At 60.4% G+C, this 17,753-nt stretch carries 20 protein-coding genes and 1 riboswitch; of the genes, 11 read left to right on the top strand and 9 right to left on the bottom strand.

Going from position 1 to position 17,753, the window contains the following annotated elements; genetic code table 11:
• Positions 1 to 78 precede the first annotated feature (78 nt).
• The 4 genes from LLY24_RS13640 (at position 79) to LLY24_RS13625 (ending at position 3,793) form a co-directional block, all read left to right on the top strand.
• Positions 79 to 729 carry a hypothetical protein gene (locus LLY24_RS13640; protein ID WP_259036850.1) on the top strand — a complete coding sequence of 217 codons (651 nt, stop codon included), beginning with the start codon at positions 79 to 81 and terminating at the stop codon, positions 727 to 729.
• Positions 730 to 1,012: 283 nt separating this feature from the next.
• Positions 1,013 to 1,750, top strand: coding sequence for a metal ABC transporter ATP-binding protein (locus LLY24_RS13635; RefSeq protein WP_259036849.1), 738 nt, complete (start codon positions 1,013 to 1,015; stop codon positions 1,748 to 1,750).
• On the top strand, positions 1,734 to 2,627 hold the full coding sequence (locus tag LLY24_RS13630; RefSeq protein WP_259036848.1) for a metal ABC transporter permease: 894 nt from the start codon (positions 1,734 to 1,736) through the stop codon (positions 2,625 to 2,627). Before LLY24_RS13635 ends, LLY24_RS13630 begins: the two co-directional genes overlap by 17 nt.
• Before the next feature lie 20 nt (positions 2,628 to 2,647).
• Positions 2,648 to 3,793 (top strand): metal ABC transporter solute-binding protein, Zn/Mn family, encoded by a 1,146-nt coding sequence (locus LLY24_RS13625; RefSeq protein WP_259036847.1) that lies wholly within the window; start codon positions 2,648 to 2,650, stop codon positions 3,791 to 3,793.
• 68 nt (positions 3,794 to 3,861) lie between these two features.
• Here LLY24_RS13625 and LLY24_RS13620 read toward each other — a convergent pair whose 3' ends face one another.
• The gene (locus LLY24_RS13620) at positions 3,862 to 4,731 is read right to left on the bottom strand and encodes a LysR family transcriptional regulator (RefSeq protein ID WP_259036846.1); all 870 of its coding nucleotides are present in this window, start codon (positions 4,729 to 4,731) and stop codon (positions 3,862 to 3,864) included.
• 135 nt (positions 4,732 to 4,866) lie between these two features.
• Between LLY24_RS13620 and ampC the strand changes: the two genes are divergently transcribed.
• Positions 4,867 to 6,027, top strand: coding sequence for a class C beta-lactamase (gene ampC / locus LLY24_RS13615; RefSeq protein WP_259036845.1), 1,161 nt, complete (start codon positions 4,867 to 4,869; stop codon positions 6,025 to 6,027).
• Positions 6,028 to 6,113: 86 nt separating this feature from the next.
• Here the strand turns inward: ampC and LLY24_RS13610 are convergent, their stop codons facing one another.
• The gene (locus LLY24_RS13610) at positions 6,114 to 6,482 is read right to left on the bottom strand and encodes a DUF6164 family protein (RefSeq protein WP_259036844.1); all 369 of its coding nucleotides are present in this window, start codon (positions 6,480 to 6,482) and stop codon (positions 6,114 to 6,116) included.
• A 1-nt stretch (position 6,483) separates the two neighbouring features.
• Positions 6,484 to 7,017: a lactoylglutathione lyase gene (gene gloA, locus LLY24_RS13605; RefSeq protein ID WP_259036843.1), complete on the bottom strand. Its 534-nt coding sequence runs from the start codon at positions 7,015 to 7,017 to the stop codon at positions 6,484 to 6,486.
• Between the two features lie 210 nt (positions 7,018 to 7,227).
• Between gloA and LLY24_RS13600 the strand changes: the two genes are divergently transcribed.
• The 6 genes from LLY24_RS13600 to LLY24_RS13575 all read left to right on the top strand — a co-directional run bounded on the left by LLY24_RS13600 (position 7,228) and on the right by LLY24_RS13575 (position 11,476).
• Positions 7,228 to 7,602, top strand: a complete 375-nt coding sequence (locus LLY24_RS13600) for a DUF2237 family protein (RefSeq protein WP_259036842.1) — start codon at positions 7,228 to 7,230, stop codon at positions 7,600 to 7,602.
• Between the two features lie 50 nt (positions 7,603 to 7,652).
• Positions 7,653 to 7,748: riboswitch (TPP riboswitch) on the top strand.
• 23 nt (positions 7,749 to 7,771) lie between these two features.
• Positions 7,772 to 8,572 carry a hydroxyethylthiazole kinase gene (gene thiM / locus LLY24_RS13595; RefSeq protein WP_259036841.1) on the top strand — a complete coding sequence of 267 codons (801 nt, stop codon included), beginning with the start codon at positions 7,772 to 7,774 and terminating at the stop codon, positions 8,570 to 8,572.
• A complete protein-coding gene (gene thiE, locus LLY24_RS13590) occupies positions 8,569 to 9,219 on the top strand; it encodes a thiamine phosphate synthase (protein ID WP_259036840.1) in 651 nt (216 codons plus the stop codon). The genes thiM and thiE overlap by 4 nt, the downstream gene beginning before the upstream one ends.
• The gene (locus LLY24_RS13585; RefSeq protein WP_259036839.1) at positions 9,216 to 10,139 is read left to right on the top strand and encodes a LysR family transcriptional regulator; all 924 of its coding nucleotides are present in this window, start codon (positions 9,216 to 9,218) and stop codon (positions 10,137 to 10,139) included. Before thiE ends, LLY24_RS13585 begins: the two co-directional genes overlap by 4 nt.
• Before the next feature lie 87 nt (positions 10,140 to 10,226).
• On the top strand, positions 10,227 to 10,670 hold the full coding sequence (locus LLY24_RS13580) for a DoxX family protein (RefSeq protein WP_259036838.1): 444 nt from the start codon (positions 10,227 to 10,229) through the stop codon (positions 10,668 to 10,670).
• Between the two features lie 56 nt (positions 10,671 to 10,726).
• On the top strand, positions 10,727 to 11,476 hold the full coding sequence (locus tag LLY24_RS13575; protein ID WP_259036837.1) for a DODA-type extradiol aromatic ring-opening family dioxygenase: 750 nt from the start codon (positions 10,727 to 10,729) through the stop codon (positions 11,474 to 11,476).
• On the opposite strand, the gene trhP is transcribed toward LLY24_RS13575, so the two are convergent.
• From trhP to rpsD, 6 genes are all read right to left on the bottom strand, one after another.
• Positions 11,469 to 12,860 carry a prephenate-dependent tRNA uridine(34) hydroxylase TrhP gene (trhP, locus tag LLY24_RS13570; protein ID WP_259036836.1) on the bottom strand — a complete coding sequence of 464 codons (1,392 nt, stop codon included), beginning with the start codon at positions 12,858 to 12,860 and terminating at the stop codon, positions 11,469 to 11,471. The genes LLY24_RS13575 and trhP overlap by 8 nt on opposite strands.
• A gap of 131 nt (positions 12,861 to 12,991) precedes the next feature.
• The gene (locus tag LLY24_RS13565) at positions 12,992 to 13,873 is read right to left on the bottom strand and encodes a DMT family transporter (RefSeq protein ID WP_259036835.1); all 882 of its coding nucleotides are present in this window, start codon (positions 13,871 to 13,873) and stop codon (positions 12,992 to 12,994) included.
• A 102-nt stretch (positions 13,874 to 13,975) separates the two neighbouring features.
• Positions 13,976 to 15,316, bottom strand: coding sequence for a serine hydrolase (locus LLY24_RS13560; protein ID WP_259036834.1), 1,341 nt, complete (start codon positions 15,314 to 15,316; stop codon positions 13,976 to 13,978).
• Between the two features lie 267 nt (positions 15,317 to 15,583).
• A complete protein-coding gene (rplQ, locus tag LLY24_RS13555) occupies positions 15,584 to 15,970 on the bottom strand; it encodes a 50S ribosomal protein L17 (RefSeq protein WP_259036833.1) in 387 nt (128 codons plus the stop codon).
• 39 nt (positions 15,971 to 16,009) lie between these two features.
• Positions 16,010 to 17,005 (bottom strand): DNA-directed RNA polymerase subunit alpha, encoded by a 996-nt coding sequence (locus LLY24_RS13550; protein WP_259036832.1) that lies wholly within the window; start codon positions 17,003 to 17,005, stop codon positions 16,010 to 16,012.
• Positions 17,006 to 17,123: 118 nt separating this feature from the next.
• The gene (rpsD, locus tag LLY24_RS13545) at positions 17,124 to 17,744 is read right to left on the bottom strand and encodes a 30S ribosomal protein S4 (RefSeq protein WP_259036831.1); all 621 of its coding nucleotides are present in this window, start codon (positions 17,742 to 17,744) and stop codon (positions 17,124 to 17,126) included.
• Positions 17,745 to 17,753: the final 9 nt, after the last annotated feature.

Here is a 17,753-nt window from a genome sequence, read left to right as displayed (position 1 = left end):
TAATAAAGGCGCGCTTTAACCTTCATCTCTCGTGCTAGGCTTTGCGCTATTAATTGTCGATTCAAAGGTTATAAGACCATGCGTTTAGCTAACTTGCTGTGCGTCATATTGCTGGGGATTACCACCTCTGTGCAGGCACAAACGCCTGACTGGGCAGATTATGACGATGCGTTCGAAAACGGTGCGCGTCAGGCGAATGTTTGGCAGGCAGGGTGGACGACGATTTACGTCGGCAGCCTGGCCTACAACGCCTATCAGTCGAGTGAGGCGAGCGACCGGGACGACCGCTTCGATGCCCGGGTTGGCGTAGTGAAATCGGCATTGGCATTAGGGGGAATGCTAATGGATCGCCAGCCCCATCCAGCGGCGCTGACGGAGTATCGCCGTTTGCGGGCCGAAGGAGAGCTAAGTGGCGTGCAGGCGCTTGGGCTTGAACTTGCCCAGGCCGAGCGTCGGCGGCGCGGGTTCGATGCTCGGCTTGGCTCGCTGGTGGTCAATGGCGTGGCGGGGGCCGTCATCGCTGCCGACGGTCGTGGAGACGATGCCGCGCTCAACTTCGCGACCGGCATGCTGGTCAACGAGCTGCAAATTTGGACTCAGCCGCATCAGGCCACCCGCGCCATCAACCGCTTCCAGCCTGCGCGCGTCTCAATCGGCCCGGTGTCGCTCGAAGGCGAATACGCCTTTTTGGTATCGCCGCAGCAGCTAGGCGCGGCTTGGCGCTTTTGATCGATATGAGAGGCCGCCAAACCCATCACTCTTGATGATCGCTTTGTTCGCTAGACGATTAGGGCGTAAAATGCGGGGCAATTTTTTGGCCCCGCCAAATGTTATGTTATAACTTATTGGATCCACCGGAGAGAACCTTGGGTCACCGTACGCATCGTCATAATCGCGAAGGGCCCTGCCACTTTTCGCTGATGTCACTCTCCGCCACGAAACGCTTGCTGTTCGTGGCGGTTCCCCTTTTGGCGCTTTGGCTACTGGTCTACTGGGCCGGCGGGTGGCCGCGATGAGCACGCACGCCCACTCTCGCCTAAGGCTGCGCGACCTGCATTTGGCCCAAGGCCATCGCATGGTGCTTGAGCATATCGAAGGCGACGTTCGCCCTGGCGCCATCACCGCACTGATCGGCCCTAACGGCGCCGGTAAAAGCACTTTGATTCAAGCCATCATGGGCGAGCTGCGCCCGGTATCGGGCAAGGTCGAGTGTAGCATCGCTCGCGAGCGACGCGCCTGGCTGCCCCAGCAGCTAGCGCTCGATTTGAGCTTTCCCATGAGCGTGGAAGAGCTGGTGATGACGGGCACCTGGCCGAGCCACGGCGCTTTCAAAGGCTACTGCGAAGCGCACTATCGCAAGGGCCGCGACATCATGGCGCGCTTAGGCATTTCGCACTTGGCGCACCGCCAGCTGGGCGAGCTCTCGGGTGGCCAGCGCCAGCGCGCGCTCATCGGCCGCACCCTGATGCAAGAAGCCGAGCTTCTTCTTCTCGATGAGCCGTTTGCCAACGTCGATCGCGACACCATCGATATCCTGGTGCGCATTCTGCGTCAGATGGCGGACGATGGCATGACCATCTTGATCGTTCTCCACGACATGGACCACCTGCGCCGCCTGGCCGATGAGGTACTGATGTTGAACGCAGGCCACGGCCAGTGGCTGGCGCCCAGCGCCCTACAGCAGCCGATGGCCTCGGCCAACCTCATGTCGTTCGATACCGCAGGAGGCCGTCATGTTGGCACTGCTTGATGCCTGGTTCGTGGCCCCCTTTGGCTACGGTTTTATGCGCCGCGCTGCGGTAGGTGGCTTGGCGCTTTCGTTGGCCGCGCCGCCGCTGGGCGTATTTTTGGTGCTGCGCGGCATGAGTCTGATCGGTGACGCCATGGCCCACGCCATTCTGCCGGGCGTCGCTCTGGGCTTTTTGCTTGCGGGGTTCTCGCTACCGGCGATGAGCATTGGCGGGGTCTTGTTCGGCTTGCTGGTGGCGCTCTTGGCGGGTGCGGTATCCAAGATGGGCGGCCAGCGCGAAGACGCCGCCATGGCCAGTTTCTTCATCATCGCGCTCGCCGCAGGGGTGATGATGATCTCGCTAGGCGGCAGTAGCGTCGATCTCACCCATGTGCTGTTCGGCTCGATTCTGGCTATTAACTCCACGGCGCTCTTGTTGATTGCCGGTATCACCTCGCTGATCGTGGTCACGCTGGCCCTGGTCTTTCGCGCCCTGGTGGTGGAGTGTCTCGATCCGCTCTTTCTACGCGGGCAAAGCCGCCGTAACGCCTGGGTTCACAGCGTCTTTTTAGCGCTTTTGGTACTCAACCTGACTGCGGGGTTTCAAACCCTCGGCACGCTGATGGCGGTCGGTTTGATGATGCTGCCCGCCACGGCCGCGCGCTTTTGGAGCAAGCGCTTAGAAGGGCTTATCGGCATTGCCGTGGTGTTGGCGATGCTCTCGAGCACCGGCGGGCTGTTGCTCTCTTATCACCTGGATATCCCCTCTGGCCCAAGCATCATTTTACTGGCGGGAGTGGGGTATCTGTTTTCGGCGCTGTTCGGTCGGTATCACAGTCTAACGGCAAGGTTGCGCCGTAAGGCCGCTCCGCTTGGCGCCGAGTCTACCTCGCACTAACCCACTCACTAGGAGTCGTTATGTCTTTACGTTTTTCTCCTCTGCTCGTCGGCGTTTCGGCGCTGCTGGCCATTCCGGCCGCCATGGCCGCCGATCGCGTGCAGGTCGTTACGAGCTTCTCCATCCTGGCTGACATGGTCGAGAACGTCGGTGGTGATCACGTCGACGTCACCGCTCTCGTCGGCCCCGATGGCGATTCGCACGTCTACACACCGCGTCCGGGCGATGCACGCGCGCTCGCCGAAGCCGACCTCGTCGTCTTCAACGGCCTGCTGTTCGAAGGTTGGATGGATCGCCTGCTCGACTCCAGCGAGTACGAAGGCGAGTTGATAACCGCAAGCGACGGCATCGACAAGCTCGACTACCATCCGCACGAGCATAGCCATGGCCACGAGCACGATCATGGACACGACCACGCGCACAGCCACGATCACGATCATGGCCATGACCACGGGCACGAGCACGAGCACGAACATGATCACGAGCATGGCCACGATCATGCGCATGAGCACGCTCACGAGCACACCCATGTTCACGGTGAATTCGACCCTCACGCCTGGCAGGACATGGAGCAGGCGCGCGTCTATATCGCCAACATTCGCGATGGCCTGATCGCCGTCGACGAAGAGAATGCCGACGACTACCGTGCCAATGCCGATCAGTACCTCGAAGAGATGGCGGCGCTGGATGGCGAGATTCGTGAGCTGATCAGCGACGTTCCGCCGAGCACCAGCGTCATCACCGGCCACGACTCTTTCGGCTACTTCTCACACGCCTACGGCGTGCGCTTTTTGGCGCCTGTCGGCCTTTCTACCGAAGCCGAAGCGAGCAGCGCGCGCATGGCTGAGCTGATCGATTTGATCAACGCCGAAAACGTTAAGGCTCTGTTCCACGAGAACATGACCAACGCAGCAGTGATCGATCAACTCTCCGAAGAGACGGGCCTTGAAATCGCCGGTACGCTGTACGCCGACGCCCTCTCCGCCGAAGGCGAAGCTAGCACCTACCTTGGCATGATGCGCCACAACGCCGAGCTGCTGCACGCCGCCCTGGCCGAGCCGGGCCACGGCGAACACGCTCACGAACATAGCCATGAGCACAGCCATGACCATGACCACGAGCATGAGCATGAGCACGAGCACGAGCACGAGCATAGCCACGACTAAAATGGCCTAAAGTGCTGCACAGAGCGCCCCTCGCGGGCGCTTTTTTGTGCACATAAAGTGAGTAAGTGCTATCGAAAGGCCTGGGTGATCCAGCGGCGGAAGGCCGCCATCGCGATGTCGTCGCTACGCGATTGAAGCCGCGTTAGCCAGTAGCTGCCTAGATCAACCATGGTATCGAAGGGCTGCACGAGCGTGCCATTGGCAAGATGGCGGGTGAACATGGCTGGCGGTGCTAGGGCAATGCCAACCCCCTGAAGCGCCGCTTCCATCATGACGGCGGAAGAGTCGAACACTAGATTACGGGGCTTGGTCATCCCCTCCTCGATTCCAGCGACCGCAAGCCACTGGGACCACTCATCGGCGCGGTAGGAGCGCAACCATACCTCGTGCAGCACGTCCTGCGGCGTGATAAGACGGCGCGCGATGGCAGGCGTACACAGCACTGAAAAAAAACCGGGCAAAAGCGGCTGAGCCGCAATGCCATGCCAGGCACCATCGCCAAAGCGGATCGCCATATCGAGCCCTTCGGCGGCCATATCGGTACGGTTGTTGTGCGTCGAGAGGCGGACATCGACGAAAGGGTGCTGCGCCTCGAAATCGGCTAGGCGCGGAAGCAGCCAACCAACGGCGAAGGTGCCGACCACCCCGACATGGAGCGGGTGCCGGTAGGTCGTCTCTCCCAGCTGCTCCAGCGCCAGCGACATCTGACCAAACGCCGCCGTCAATACCGGCAGCAGCCGTTCGCCTTCATGGGTCAGCTTGAGCCCACGTGGCAAACGCTTGAACAGCAACACCTTGAGCTCACTCTCCAAATGTTTGACCTGATGGCTAACGGCCGCCTGGGTGACGCAGAGCTCTTCCGCCGCACGCGTAAAACTCAAATGCCTGGCGGAAGCTTCGAAGGCGTGCAGCGCTTTAAAAGGTAGATGTGACGGCATGACACAAGCCCTAATTTTTCTAATACCAAAGGCAAAATATCGTCGTTTGTAGGCTGCCTCAAGGATATTTAACATCCCTACCTACCGTCGCAAGACACCTTTACCTATCTCACCCAGCTTCTCGGAGCCCCTCACATGCGCAGAACGATAACGGCCGGCTTTGTCGGTATGCTGCTCGCTTCTCCTACCTTTGCCCTTGAAACAACCCCTGACGAAGCGCAGTTAACCGCGCTGGTCGATGGCATCGTCACGCCACTTATGGCCGAGCAGCGCATTCCAGGCATGGCGATTGGGCTAAGCATCAACGGCGAGCACCATTACTTTTATTACGGGCTTGCTGATCGCGACGCCCAAACCGAAGTGACCGCTCAAACGCTGTTCGAGATAGGCTCGGTGAGTAAGCTCTTCACCGCAGCCCTGGCTGGGCAGGCCCTGGCCAGCGGTGCGCTATCGCTCGACGACGCCGCTTCCCGTCATGCCCCGGCGCTTGCGGGCAGCGCCTTCGATGACATTAGCCTGCTCGAGCTCGGCACCTACACCGCAGGCGGCCTGCCTTTGCAGTTTCCCGAGCACGTGACCGACGAAGCGTCCATGCTCGATTACTACCGCCAGTGGCAGCCCGCGTACCCGCCGGGCACCCAGCGTCTGTACTCGAACCCCAGCATCGGTCTGTTGGGCTACCTCGTGGCCGAGCGGCTGGATGAGCCCTTCGCAGATGCCATGCAGTCACGCGTGTTGTCACCCTTGGGGCTAACGCACAGCGTCTATCAGGTGTCCGAAGCCCAAGAGGCGGACTACGCCTGGGGCTATTCGCGCGACGATGCCCCGGTACGCGTCAGCCCAGGCTCTCTGGATGCCCAGGCGTATGGAGTGAAGACCAATGCCGAAGATTTGCTGAGCTTCGTCACCGCTCATGTCGACGACGCCGATATCGACCCCACGCTCAGCGAAGCCTTGGCGCTTACCCGCACCGGCTACGTGGCACTGGGTGATATGGAGCAAGGCTTGGGATGGGAGCGCTACCGTTACCCGGTAACGCTCGACACGCTGCGCGCAGGGAACTCCACCGAGATGGCGCTGGAACCGCAGCCTGCCGAGCGCTTGACGCCGCCCTCGCCGCCTAGCCCAGACTACTGGTACAACAAGACGGGTTCGACCAACGGCTTTGGTGCTTACGCGGCCCTCGTGCCCAGCGAAGACGTGGCGATCGTCATGCTGGCCAACCGTAACTACCCCAACGCCGAGCGCGTCGAGGCCGCCTATCGATTGCTGACGGCGCTGACCGATACACAGTGATCGCTACCGAAGCGCCAAGCGCCACTTAGAAAGTACTCCTAAGAAAGCGTCTTTGAGAGAGAGCTAGCCGCAATGGCTGGCTCTTTTTATTTCATCATCAAGGCAAGAAAAGGAATCAGCGTGAGCGCGGCTACCAGGATGACGCCAACGAAGGTCAGCAAAACGCTTACCGGCCGCTCGTTGAGGCGCTGCCATAGCGTAGGTGCCTCGCCCCGCGTACGTGCGGCGTCCAACTCGCTTCTTGCGCGGGTGAAACGCTCGACCTGGTAGCGCTTGAGCACCGCCTCGGCGGCATCGCGCTGGTCAGCATGACGCAGCCAGATGGCATCGACGCCCAAGCGGAAAAAACCCGCCTGGGTTTCGTAGACGTCGAACCCATGTTCGTCCAGAAGCGCGCGTACCTCGGCGGCTTCTTCGTCGGTGACGTGGCGCAGGCGAAACAGCAGGTGTGCCACGTCAGTCGCCCATGTTGGCCAAGAGATCGGCCTGAACCACCTCGATCCAGTAGCCGTCGGGGTCTTTGACGAAGATCACGTCTTTCATCTTGCCTTGATCGGCGCGCTTGATGAAGGTGACGTCGTTAGCGTCGAACCAGGCTTGCGCCTTGGCCAAGTCAGGTACGCTGAAACAGATGTGGCCAAAGCCTTGCGGTTCGGCATTGCCGTCGTGATAGGCAAAACCCTCCTGGGTCTCGGTTCCCCAATTATGCGTCAGCTCCAGTAACCCCTTTTGCTGAAAGGTCCAGGTGGTACGGGCGTCTTGCGCCTCGGGCACGCTATCGCCCTCTTCGAGACGCGCAAGGAAGTAGAGCGAAAACTGCATCTCGGCGAAGTCAAGCCTGCGTAGCACCTGCATACCGAACACGCGGGAGTAGAACGCTAGCGAGCGCTCGGGCGATGCCACGCGCAGCATCAAGTGATTGAGCCGGAATCCCTGGGTTTCGGGGGGAGGGGTAACGACGCCCATGTGCTGCTCACCTGCAAAACTCATATTGATCGCTCCTTTGACGAAAACGCTACTTTGTACAAGGCTCATGTATGCAAGGTCTACTCATCATCGCTAACCATATCGATCAAAATCGACTTTAATAAAGGTTAACGTCGTAATGGAGACACATTAAGGCCGCGACGACCCAACATGGAGGCGACTTAAGGAAAAGTCTAGCCCCCGCCATTTGGCAACACGCATACAGGAGGTAGCATGTCTCGAGATCGCAATGTGCTGGGCGAACCCCTAACGCCCTGCTGCCATGACCCCAAAGCCGGTTTTTACCGCGACGGTTTTTGCCGCGTCGGCCCCGACGATGTAGGCGTACATGGCGTGTGCGCCATCGTCACCGAGGAGTTTCTCGACTTCACTCGCTCCCAGGGTAACGACTTGACCCACCCCGAGCCCGCCTTCGGCTTTCCCGGCCTACGCCCTGGAGACCGCTGGTGTTTGTGCGCCAGCCGCTGGTTGGAAGCCGCCAAGGCGGGGGTGGCACCTCCGGTCGTGCTCTCGGCCACCCACGAGAAAGCGCTCGGCAGCATTCCCTTTGAAATGCTCAAACGCCACGCCAAAGATGCCGTGCACTAAGGCCTTCGCCGGGTAACGCTTTACAGCGGCGCGCGGGCCGGGGATAGTTGACCTCACGACAGGGGCGCTCGATCACACCGAGCTGAGAAGCACCCTTTGAACCTGAACCGGATAATGCCGGCGTAGGAAGTCGCGGGGTTCTCCTGCTGCGCTGCGCCGTGAGGTGACCATGACATCGAACGCCCTGAGTGACGCCCTCTCCAACGTCCACGCCGCCACGCCGCTGATCCACTGCATCACCAACTTCGTTGCCATGAACAGCACCGCCAACGCGCTGCTGGCCATTGGGGCTTCTCCCGCCATGCTGCATGCCGTCGAAGAGGTCGCCGAGTTCACCGCCCTTGCCGATGCGCTGTCGATCAATATCGGCACGCCGTCGTCAACGTTTGCCGAGGGCATGGTGAGTGCCGCCCACACCGCTGCGCGCACCGCCACTCCTTGGGTCTTCGACCCTGTTGCCGTAGGGGCAACGACCTTTCGTCAAACGCTATCGGAGCGCCTGCTCGCCTTCACGCCAACGGTAATTCGCGGCAATGCCTCAGAGATCATGACCCTCGCCGGGCTCACCGGACGCGGGCGTGGAGTGGATAGCACCGCCTCTGCCGATGAGGCGATGGATGCCGCTATCGCGCTCGCTGGGCGCCAACACTGTATCGTCGCCATGACCGGCGAGCACGATATCGTCACCGATGGGCGCAAGCACCTACGTCTTTATGGCGGCCACGCCCTGATGCCGCGTATCACCACCTTGGGCTGCGCACTGAGCGCTACGGTGGCCGCGTTCATCGCCGCGAACGACGACCATCTAAGCGCCACGGCCGCCGCCCTTGCCTGCTTTGCCGTGACCGGAGAGCAGGCAGGTAGAGACGCCGCCGGGCCCGGCAGCTTCCAGGTCGCGCTGCTCGATGCACTGTACCAGCTCACGCCCGCAAGCCTGGCGGGCGCAGCGCGTTTGGAGGTGCTGGCATGAGCCTTACCCATACGCCCTTCGATCTCTCGCTCTACCTCGTGACCGACGCCAGGCTTTGTCGCGACTATGGGCTCGAACGCACCGTTGCCGAAGCGGTGGAGGGTGGCGTTACTCTGGTGCAGCTGCGCGACAAGCACGCAAGCGACGCCGAGATGATCCGTCAGGCGAAGCAATTGAAGGCGCTCTTGGCGGGTAGCGGCGTGCCGCTGATCATCAACGACCGGCTTGCCGTGGCGCTTGAGAGCGGGGCCGATGGCCTGCACGTCGGCCAGAGCGATACCGCTGTACAGGCGGCGCGGGAAGCGCTGGGAGATTCCGCCATTCTAGGGCTTTCGATCAATACGCTAGCCGAGCTCAAGGCCGCTCCGCTGGCCCAGCTCGATTATCTTGGTTTGGGGCCGGTGTTCGCCACCGCGAGCAAACGGGACCACGCTTCCCCCTTAGGCTTTGACGGCCTGGCCCGGCTGGCGCGCGCAGCGTCCCTGCCGTGCGTAGCCATCGGCGGGCTCGATGCCAGGCATAGCGCCCAGGTGAGACAGGCGGGCGCCCAGGGGCTTGCGGTGATCTCGGCCATCTGCGGGCAACCAAGCCCGCGCGACGCCGCGCTCGCCTTCGTTACCGCCCGCAAAGACGCCCTCACCCCATGACGCAAATCGAGCCGATCATCGCCTTCGTGCGCGTCGCCGAGCTCAAGAGCTATACCCGTGCGGCGGCGTCGTTGGCGCTGTCGCGCACGCGGGTATCGCGCCAGGTGATGGCACTGGAGCAAACGCTCGGGGTCCGGCTTATCCAGCGCACCACGCGACGGCTGCATCTCACCGAAGCGGGCGAGCGCTACTTACGTCACGCCCAGGCCATTTTGCTCGCCCTCGACGAAGCAGCGGCAGATGTGGGCAGTGGCGCCACCGAAATGCGCGGCCGGCTGCGCATCAATGGGCCGATGAGCTTTGGAACGCGCCACCTCACGCCGCTGGTGGCACGTTTCATGGGCATGCACCCGGCGCTCGACGTGCGCTTGGATCTCAACGATCGCCGGGTCGATCTGCTCGAAGAGGGGTTCGACCTGGCCATTCGTATCGGCAGCCTGCCAGATTCAAGCCTGGTGGCGCGCCGCATCACCCGCTGTCGCATGCTGTTTTGCGCCTCTCCGGCATACCTGGAGCGCCACGGTACACCGGCCTCGCTCGACGACTTGAAAGCACACCGCTGCCTGCGCTATCGCAGTGGCAACGTAGCGGGCGATTGGCAGCTGGGCGACACCATTATCAGCCCTCAAGGCCCTATCGAGAGCAACAATGGCGATGTGTTGACTCACGCCGCCGAGGCGGGTCTTGGCATCGCTCACCAGCCGAGCTTTCTGGTCACCGAGAGCATCATTCGCGGGCATTTGGTTGCGCTGCTTCCCGAAGTGCCACCGAGCGTACTGGATATCCATGCGCTCTACCCGGCGCGCCATTTCCTTCCGCTCAAGGTCGAGCGCTTCATCGACCTGCTCGTAGAGGCGTGGGGCGAAAACCCGCCCCACTGGGAAACCGAAATGGGATTGTCGCCCATCGCGCAAAAGTGATGTTCGTAAACGCCAGATTATCCCGTCCCAAGAAGCGCCTAAAGTAGCGTCATTGATCCCATCCTACTTCTTGACTGGAGATACACAATGACCACTTCAACGCTCTCCTCTGGCCCCGTTACTCGCACTCATACGGGCGCTACCGCGCTGCAACCTCATGCCATTGCTCTGCTACGCGTCTCGCTGGGCGTTATGGCGCTGGCCCACGGACTGCTCAAAGTATTCGTGTTCACCCTGCCAGGCACGGTGGCCTATTTCCAATCGCTGGGTTTGCCGGGCTTCATCGCCTATTTGACCATTCTGGGCGAAGTGGGGGGAGGCCTGGCGCTGCTGCTAGGTTTCTATACCCGCTGGGTCAGTTTGGCCATGATTCCGCTACTACTGGGTGCGGCTTCGGTACACCTGGGCAATGGCTGGATGTTCTCCAACGCAGGCGGCGGTTGGGAGTTCCCGGTGTTCTGGGCGGTGGCCCTGCTCGTTCAGGCGGGCCTTGGCGGCGGTAGCTTCAGCGTCGAGCGCTACCTACGCTAACGCCATTACTGACGCCCCGGCTTTCTCGCCGGGGCATCTGCATAGGAGAACATGTCATGTTGCCTAGCCTTTACATTTCCCATGGCTCGCCCATGCTGGCGATAACCCCAACGCCTGCACACCACTTTCTGCGCGAGCTGGGCAAGACACTAGCGCCCAAGGCCATCGTGGTCGTCTCGGCCCATTGGGAGAGCCTCTCGCTCAAGGTCAGTACCAGCGCTCAGCCCGAGACCATTCATGACTTCGGCGGCTTTCCCCGCGCGCTCTTCGACTGCCAGTACCCTGCTCCCGGTTCGCCAGAACTCGCCGCGCGGCTCATCGAGACACTTGACGCCGAAGGCGTTGAGCGGGGCTTCGACCACGGCGCTTGGGTGCCGCTATCGCTGATGTTTCCTCAGGCCGATATACCCGTGGTGTCGGTGTCACTCCCGGTGCGCTGGTCCAATGAGGCGTTGGTGGCTCTCGGCGAGCGCTTGGCGCCGCTGCGCCAGGAAGGGATCCTACTGATTGGTTCGGGCAGCCTGACCCATAATCTTTATGAGGTCATGCCGCAAGACAGCGCCGCACCCGCTTGGGTGGACGCTTTCGCCGACTGGGCCGACACGACCCTGCGCCTGGATGACCTTGATGCACGGCGAAGCAGTCTGCTGCGGTGGCAAGAGGCGCCCTACGCCCTTGAGAACCACCCAACACCCGAGCATTTCCAGCCGCTGCTGGTGGCTATGGGGGCGGGAGGCGAAGCTAGCCAGTTGCACCACAGCGTGGAGCATGGGGTGCTTGCCATGGACGTTTATGCCTTTAGCTGACCGCTACCCCTAGCGCTTCAGGTGGTGTTACTTTAGAAGACGTGAGATCACGCATTAACAGCGCAAACCCAAGCTGTTCAGGAGTGATGCTGATCTGGGGAAGGGGGATTCGTACGCGATGTCCCGAGCCAGGCGCCGCGCTTTGCGCTTCGCCTTGTAAGCTCTCGATATGCTCGAGCACGAAGCGGTGATTGCCACCTGGCAGCATAAGCTCCATGCCATCCCCCACTTCAAAGCGATTTTTAACCTCGACCTCCAAGATGCCACGAGTCGGATCAAAACCCAGCGCTTCACCGACGAACTGTTGGTGAACGCCAAGGGAGTGCCCCTGCTCATAGCGTTGCAACTCACCGTGTACATGACGTTGATAGAAGCCCTCGGTGTAGCCTCTATTCGCTAGGTTTTCCAGCTCATCCATTAGCCGTTTATTAAAGGGACGCCCAGCGACGGCGTCATCAATAGCTTGCCGGTAGACTTGCGCTGTACGCGCGACGTAATAATGGGACTTGGTGCGCCCCTCAATCTTTAGCGATGCTATGCCCATTTGCGTCAACCGAGCGACATGTTGCACCGCGCGCAGATCCTTGGAGTTCATAATGTAGGTGCCGTGCTCATCTTCATAGACAGGCATCAGCTTTCCGGGGCGGGAAACATCTTCAATCAGCGCCGAGAGTTCGTCCTGGTTGTCAGCTGTTACGGTGCCAACTCCCTGGGTGGCGATCAAGTCGCCTTTATCATCTTGGGTTGCCGCTACGATGTTGTACTTCCAGCGACACGCGTTGGTACAGGTGCCTTGGTTAGGGTCGCGATGATTGAAGTAGCCTGATAGTAGGCAGCGGCCGGAGTAAGCAATACACAGTGCGCCGTGAACAAAGGTCTCGATCTCTAAGCCTGGGCACTTGTCACGTATTTCGCCGATCTCTTCCAGTGACAGTTCCCGAGACAGAATGATGCGGCTAATACCCTGCTGCTGCCAAAATTGGGCGGCAGCCCAGTTGACGACATTCGATTGCACCGAGAGGTGGATGACTTGCTCCGGCCAGCGTTCGCGCACCATCATTATCAGGCCCGGATCCGACATAATCAGCGCATCGGGCCCTGCCTCGATCACCGGCGCCATATCCTGCAGGTAGGTTTTCAGCTTACTGTTGTGAGGGGCAATGTTTGAGGCCACATAAAACTGCTTGCCCCGTGCATGGGCATACTCAATACCGCGATGTAAGTTATCAATTTTAAAATCGTTGTTACGCACCCGTAGCGAGTAGCGCGGTTGCCCTGCATAAACCGCATCAGCGCCATAGGCAAAGGCGTAACGCATGTTTTTGAAGGTACCGGCGGGAGAAAGCAGTTCGGGGGCCCGCTGATTCAGTTCAGGGATTGGCATAGAGAGTCACCGTGATCAGGACGATGTCACGCAGCGTACTGTGCGCCGAAAGGGCTGGATTATAAACAGCCCACATCCGCTGTCTTGCGCAGCACGCGGCTCCCATGACCTGAATCAAAAAGTAACGTTGACTAAGCCGTTGGGCGGCGCTTAAGGGTGGTTCTGCGGTCGTGATACGCCACGGCTAACCCGCTACCGATTATCAAGGCGCTGCCTACCCAAACCCAGATATCCGGTATTTCCCCCCAGAACCACCAGCCCAGCAATACGGCCCATAGCATGGCGGTGTAGTCGAAGGGGGCGGCCACGGCGGCAGGCGCGTGACGAAATGCCAAGGTAATGAAAGCAATCGCCCCCACGCCCAGCACACCTGAGCCGATAAAACCTACCCACTCGCTGCCCTGGGGCGTTTGCCACACCCAGGGCAGCGTTGCTGCGCTAATCAGCATGGGAATCAAGGCAACGTAGAAAAGCATGGCCCACAGGTGCTCGCGCGCGCCGTAGCGCCTTGCCGTCACCATCGTTAGGGCGTAGCAGAGTGCAGCAGCGAGCATCGTTAAAGCCCCAGTGTTGAGCGCACTGCTCCCTGGGCGGATAACAATGACTACGCCAACGAAGCCGATCAGTGACGCCACCAGAACTGAGCGTTCGATACGCTCGCCCAATACCGGAAACGACAGCAGCGTTACGAAAAGCGGTGCGACGAAGGCGATGGCGGTCGCTTCGGCCAACGGTAAGAGCGTTAACCCCAAGACGAAAAACCCCATCGTGCCGGTATAGATCAGCCCGCGAAGCAGGTGCACGCCTGGGCGGCGCGTCCCTAGCTTGCGCAGACCGCCACTGGCGTAAGCAAGCGCGGCAATCAGCGGAAGCGACACCAGCGAGCGAAAGAACATAATCTGCAGCGGCGAATGCACCTCACCCAGCCACTTGGACACGGCATCGCCCAGAGCCAAGAACAGTACGCCAAGGCACATGCTGCCGATGCCTTTGAGAGAGCTTTGGGTGTGCATACGACGTCTCACTCCTGCGTTCTTTCGAGGTGGTGCGCGGGGTGTATCAGGCGCAAAAAAAGGCCCCGCCGCTAAGCAAGCGGCGGGGCCGAGTGTTGCCGCTTAAAGACTGGCGTTGACGACCATACAGTCCATGCCCTGGGCACGCAGGGCTTCGCAGGCGTGGCGGGCATCGGGCTCGTCAAGGGCCATCAGCCGGGCGCGATAGACGCGATTCTCGACGTTATCGACCTCGACCTGGCCGCTGACATCACCCGGCAGACGCGACGCCGCCTGCTCGGCGTATTGATGCGCCTGCGCAGCCTGACTGAAAGCGCCGACCTGAATGCCCCAATCGCTGGCAGCACTACGCCGCGTAGACGAAGGTGCTGGCGCCATACCGGCCATGACCTGCTCGCGTTCGATGAAGGCGCGTAACGGATCGTCTTGGGTCGGCGGTGGAGTACTTGGCACAGGTATTGAGGCTTGCGCAGGTGCGGCCACCTGGGTACGCGGCGCACCATGATCCACCGTGGCGAGAAGCGCTGAGCCCTGTCCTGGCCCCTGTGGCGAGCGTGAAGGAGCGCTGGGTGGCTGTACCGGCGCGTCACCGCCAAAGCTCATGAACTCACGGGAAAAGTGGGTATCGGCAAGCCATGTAGGCTGGTCTCGCAGTCCGGCGCGTAAGAAGCTGCGATCGAGCAGATCGGCCATATGGGTATCGCGCGACTGAGCGCTGAAACCGCCCATCACCACCGCGATCATGCGTCGGCCATCGTGCACGGCGGTGGTCGCAACGTTGAAACCCGATGCGCGGATAAAACCAGTCTTTAGCCCATCGGCGCCGGGGTAGCTACCGACCAAGCGGTTGTGACTGGTATGACGCGTACCGCGAAAGGTGAATTCAGTGAGCGAGAAATAGGGGTAGTACTCGGGAAAATCCTGGATCAGCCGTGCCGAGAGGATCACCATATCGCGGGCAGTGGTGCTCTGTGCATCGTCCGGCAACCCCGAGGCGTTGCGGAAAGTGGTGTGCAGCATGCCAATGGCGCGGGCTTTTTCGGTCATTAGATTGGCAAACTGCCGCTCGCTGCCACCCAGCGCCTCGGCTAGCACCACGGCTACGTCGTTGGCCGATCGCACGGTGAGCGCGCGGATGGCGTTATCCACCGAGATAGTGCTCCCTGCGGCCAGCCACAGTTTAGAGGCGGGCATGGCGGCCGCTTGGCTAGAGACAGGCAGCTCCTGATTGAGGCTAAGCGAGCCGTTATTCAGCGCTTCGAAGGTGAGATAAAGCGTCATCATCTTGGTAAGCGAGGCGGGATAACGCGGCGCGTCGGCGTTTTCCGAGTAGAGTACCTCGCCGTTTTCGGCATCGACCACGATCCCCGCATAGCGCGGGTTGCTCTGCGCCTGGACGGCACTTGCCGTCAATAGCGTCGCCAACAGTAAAAGCCATGCCACGTAACCTTTCGCGGCGGCCCTGGGCACGCCATACGCCCACCTGAACATAGGTTCCCCTTGCTGAACTCGCCCGTTGATGCCGACTGTGTAAATGAGGGTATTCGACTACGTCGATACGCGGCGCCCGAATATGACGCCTTTGGCTCCATCCTACCGCATACCTCGGTGTACGGCACCGCTAAAGGCAGCGGTTTTTTCACCGCCCAACGAAAAAACCGACCCCTAGAGGTCGGTTTTCTTTTTTCACCGCGAGCTGCGCGTGCAGGCTTACTCTTCTGCAGCTGCCGCTTCGGCGACCGGACGGTCAACCAGCTCAACGAAAGCCATGGGAGCGTTGTCGCCAGCGCGGAAACCGCACTTGAGAATACGGATGTAACCACCCGGACGGTTGGCGTAACGCGGGCCCAACTCGTTGAACAGCTTGCCGACGGCTTCTTTCGAGCGCGTGCGAGAGAACGCCAGACGACGATTCGCAACGCTATCCTGCTTAGCCAGGGTGATCAGCGGCTCGATGACGCGACGCAGTTCCTTGGCCTTGGGCAGGGTTGTCTTGATGACTTCGTGCTCGACCAGCGAGACAGACATGTTCTTGAACATCGCCTGGCGGTGCGAGCTGGTACGATTTAAATGACGACCACTCTTACGATGACGCATGGTTGTGATTCCTTACCAAACTGGGACTCGAGTCGACGCTCACGCGGAGGCCTTGTCGTCCTTCAGGCTAGCGGGTGGCCAATTTTCCAACCGCATGCCGAGAGACAAGCCACGGGCTGCCAGAACGTCCTTGATTTCGTTCAGGGACTTCTTGCCGAGGTTCGGGGTCTTCAACAGCTCCACTTCCGTGCGCTGGATAAGATCACCGATGTAGTAGATATTCTCGGCTTTCAGGCAGTTCGCGCTGCGAACGGTCAACTCAAGATCGTCTACGGGGCGCAGAAGAATCGGATCGACATGATCTTCTTCTTCTTCGACTTCCTGCTCTTTGTCAGCTTCAAGGTCGACGAAGGCGGCCAGCTGCTCTTGCAGAATGGTCGCGCTGCGGCGGATCGCTTCTTCCGGGTCCAGGGTGCCGTCGGTTTCCAGGTTGATAATCAGTTTATCAAGGTCGGTACGCTGCTCGACACGAGCGGCTTCGACCGAGTAGGAAACGCGGCGGACGGGACTGAAGGTCGCATCCAGCTGCAGGCGGCCAATCGCACGAGACTCCTCATCGGAGCCACGAGCATCCGCCGGCTCGTAACCACGACCCAACGCCACTTTGAGCTGAATCTTAAGCTCGGCGCCCTCATTAACGTGGGCGATGACGTGATCGGGGTTGACGATTTCGACGCTGTGATCGAGCGCGATATCACCGGCAGTGACGACGGCTGGGCCCTGCTTGTTCAGCGAGAGCACCGCCTCATCACGGCTGTGCATCTTGATCGCAACATCTTTCAAGTTCAGAAGGATTTCGATGACATCTTCCTGAACCCCTTCAAGCGCACTGTACTCATGCTCGACACCCGCGATCTCGGCCTCGACCACGGCAGCGCCGGGCATGGAGGAGAGCAGAATGCGACGCAGCGCATTTCCGAGGGTGTGGCCAAAGCCGCGCTCGAAAGGTTCGAGAACGATCTTGGCGTGATGTGCGCTGATTTCTTCGACCTTGATGTCGCGTGGGCGGAGAAACTCTGTCACTGAACGCTGCATATGAACACCTTTGAGGCTGCCAAACGGATACTGAGTTCTTAAGAACGCGTACTCAAGGGCATTCGGGCGGTCGGCGCGAGGCCATTCCGCCCGGGCTTCAACGTGAAGCCTTCAATGCTTACTTGGAGTACAGCTCGACGATCAGGTTTTCGTTGATGTCGGCAGTCAGGTCACCGCGTTCAGGCAGAGCCTTGAAAGTGCCTTCCATCTTCTTGGCGTCGATGTCGATCCACGCCACGTCGCCGCGGTTAGCGGAGAGCGACAGAGCACCCTGGATACGGGCCTGGTTCTTCGCCTTCTCGCGAACGGCTACCACGTCACCCGGCTTCACTTTGTAGGAAGCGACGTTGACGGTGCGGCCGTTGACGGCAATCGCCTTGTGGCTGACCAGCTGGCGCGCTTCGGCGCGAGTGGAGCCAAAGCCCATGCGGTAGACGACGTTGTCCAGTCGGGATTCGAGCAGCTGCAACAGTACTTCACCGGTAGCCCCTTTCAGGCGCGCGGCTTCTTTGTAGTAGTTGCGGAACTGCTTCTCGAGTACGCCGTACATACGACGTACTTTCTGCTTCTCACGAAGCTGCAAGCCGTAGTCGGAAAGACGCTGACGACGCTGGCCGTGTACACCCGGGATCTGCTCGGATTTACACTTTTTCTCGAAGGGAGTCACGCCACTCTTCAAAAAGAGGTCGGTGCCTTCACGACGAGACAGTTTGCACTTCGGTCCAATATAACGAGCCATGAATCTGTC

It is taken from the genome of Halomonas dongshanensis (assembly GCF_024790395.1).
Classification (GTDB): domain Bacteria; phylum Pseudomonadota; class Gammaproteobacteria; order Pseudomonadales; family Halomonadaceae; genus Vreelandella; species Vreelandella dongshanensis.
The sequence above is the reverse complement of the archived record's forward strand: the minus strand, read 5'-3'. Positions and strand labels throughout refer to the sequence as shown.

Coding starts and splice junctions, on each gene's coding strand:
- LLY24_RS13640 (WP_259036850.1), top strand. CDS start 79: ATGCGTTTAGCTAACTTGCTGTGCGTCATATTGCTGGGGATTACCACC.
- LLY24_RS13635 (WP_259036849.1), top strand. CDS start 1,013: ATGAGCACGCACGCCCACTCTCGCCTAAGGCTGCGCGACCTGCATTTG.
- LLY24_RS13630 (WP_259036848.1), top strand. CDS start 1,734: ATGTTGGCACTGCTTGATGCCTGGTTCGTGGCCCCCTTTGGCTACGGT.
- LLY24_RS13625 (WP_259036847.1), top strand. CDS start 2,648: ATGTCTTTACGTTTTTCTCCTCTGCTCGTCGGCGTTTCGGCGCTGCTG.
- LLY24_RS13620 (WP_259036846.1), bottom strand. CDS start 4,731: ATGCCGTCACATCTACCTTTTAAAGCGCTGCACGCCTTCGAAGCTTCC.
- ampC (WP_259036845.1), top strand. CDS start 4,867: ATGCGCAGAACGATAACGGCCGGCTTTGTCGGTATGCTGCTCGCTTCT.
- gloA (WP_259036843.1), bottom strand. CDS start 7,017: ATGAGTTTTGCAGGTGAGCAGCACATGGGCGTCGTTACCCCTCCCCCC.
- LLY24_RS13600 (WP_259036842.1), top strand. CDS start 7,228: ATGTCTCGAGATCGCAATGTGCTGGGCGAACCCCTAACGCCCTGCTGC.
- thiM (WP_259036841.1), top strand. CDS start 7,772: ATGACATCGAACGCCCTGAGTGACGCCCTCTCCAACGTCCACGCCGCC.
- thiE (WP_259036840.1), top strand. CDS start 8,569: ATGAGCCTTACCCATACGCCCTTCGATCTCTCGCTCTACCTCGTGACC.
- LLY24_RS13585 (WP_259036839.1), top strand. CDS start 9,216: ATGACGCAAATCGAGCCGATCATCGCCTTCGTGCGCGTCGCCGAGCTC.
- LLY24_RS13580 (WP_259036838.1), top strand. CDS start 10,227: ATGACCACTTCAACGCTCTCCTCTGGCCCCGTTACTCGCACTCATACG.
- LLY24_RS13575 (WP_259036837.1), top strand. CDS start 10,727: ATGTTGCCTAGCCTTTACATTTCCCATGGCTCGCCCATGCTGGCGATA.
- trhP (WP_259036836.1), bottom strand. CDS start 12,860: ATGCCAATCCCTGAACTGAATCAGCGGGCCCCCGAACTGCTTTCTCCC.
- LLY24_RS13565 (WP_259036835.1), bottom strand. CDS start 13,873: ATGCACACCCAAAGCTCTCTCAAAGGCATCGGCAGCATGTGCCTTGGC.
- rplQ (WP_259036833.1), bottom strand. CDS start 15,970: ATGCGTCATCGTAAGAGTGGTCGTCATTTAAATCGTACCAGCTCGCAC.
- LLY24_RS13550 (WP_259036832.1), bottom strand. CDS start 17,005: ATGCAGCGTTCAGTGACAGAGTTTCTCCGCCCACGCGACATCAAGGTC.
- rpsD (WP_259036831.1), bottom strand. CDS start 17,744: ATGGCTCGTTATATTGGACCGAAGTGCAAACTGTCTCGTCGTGAAGGC.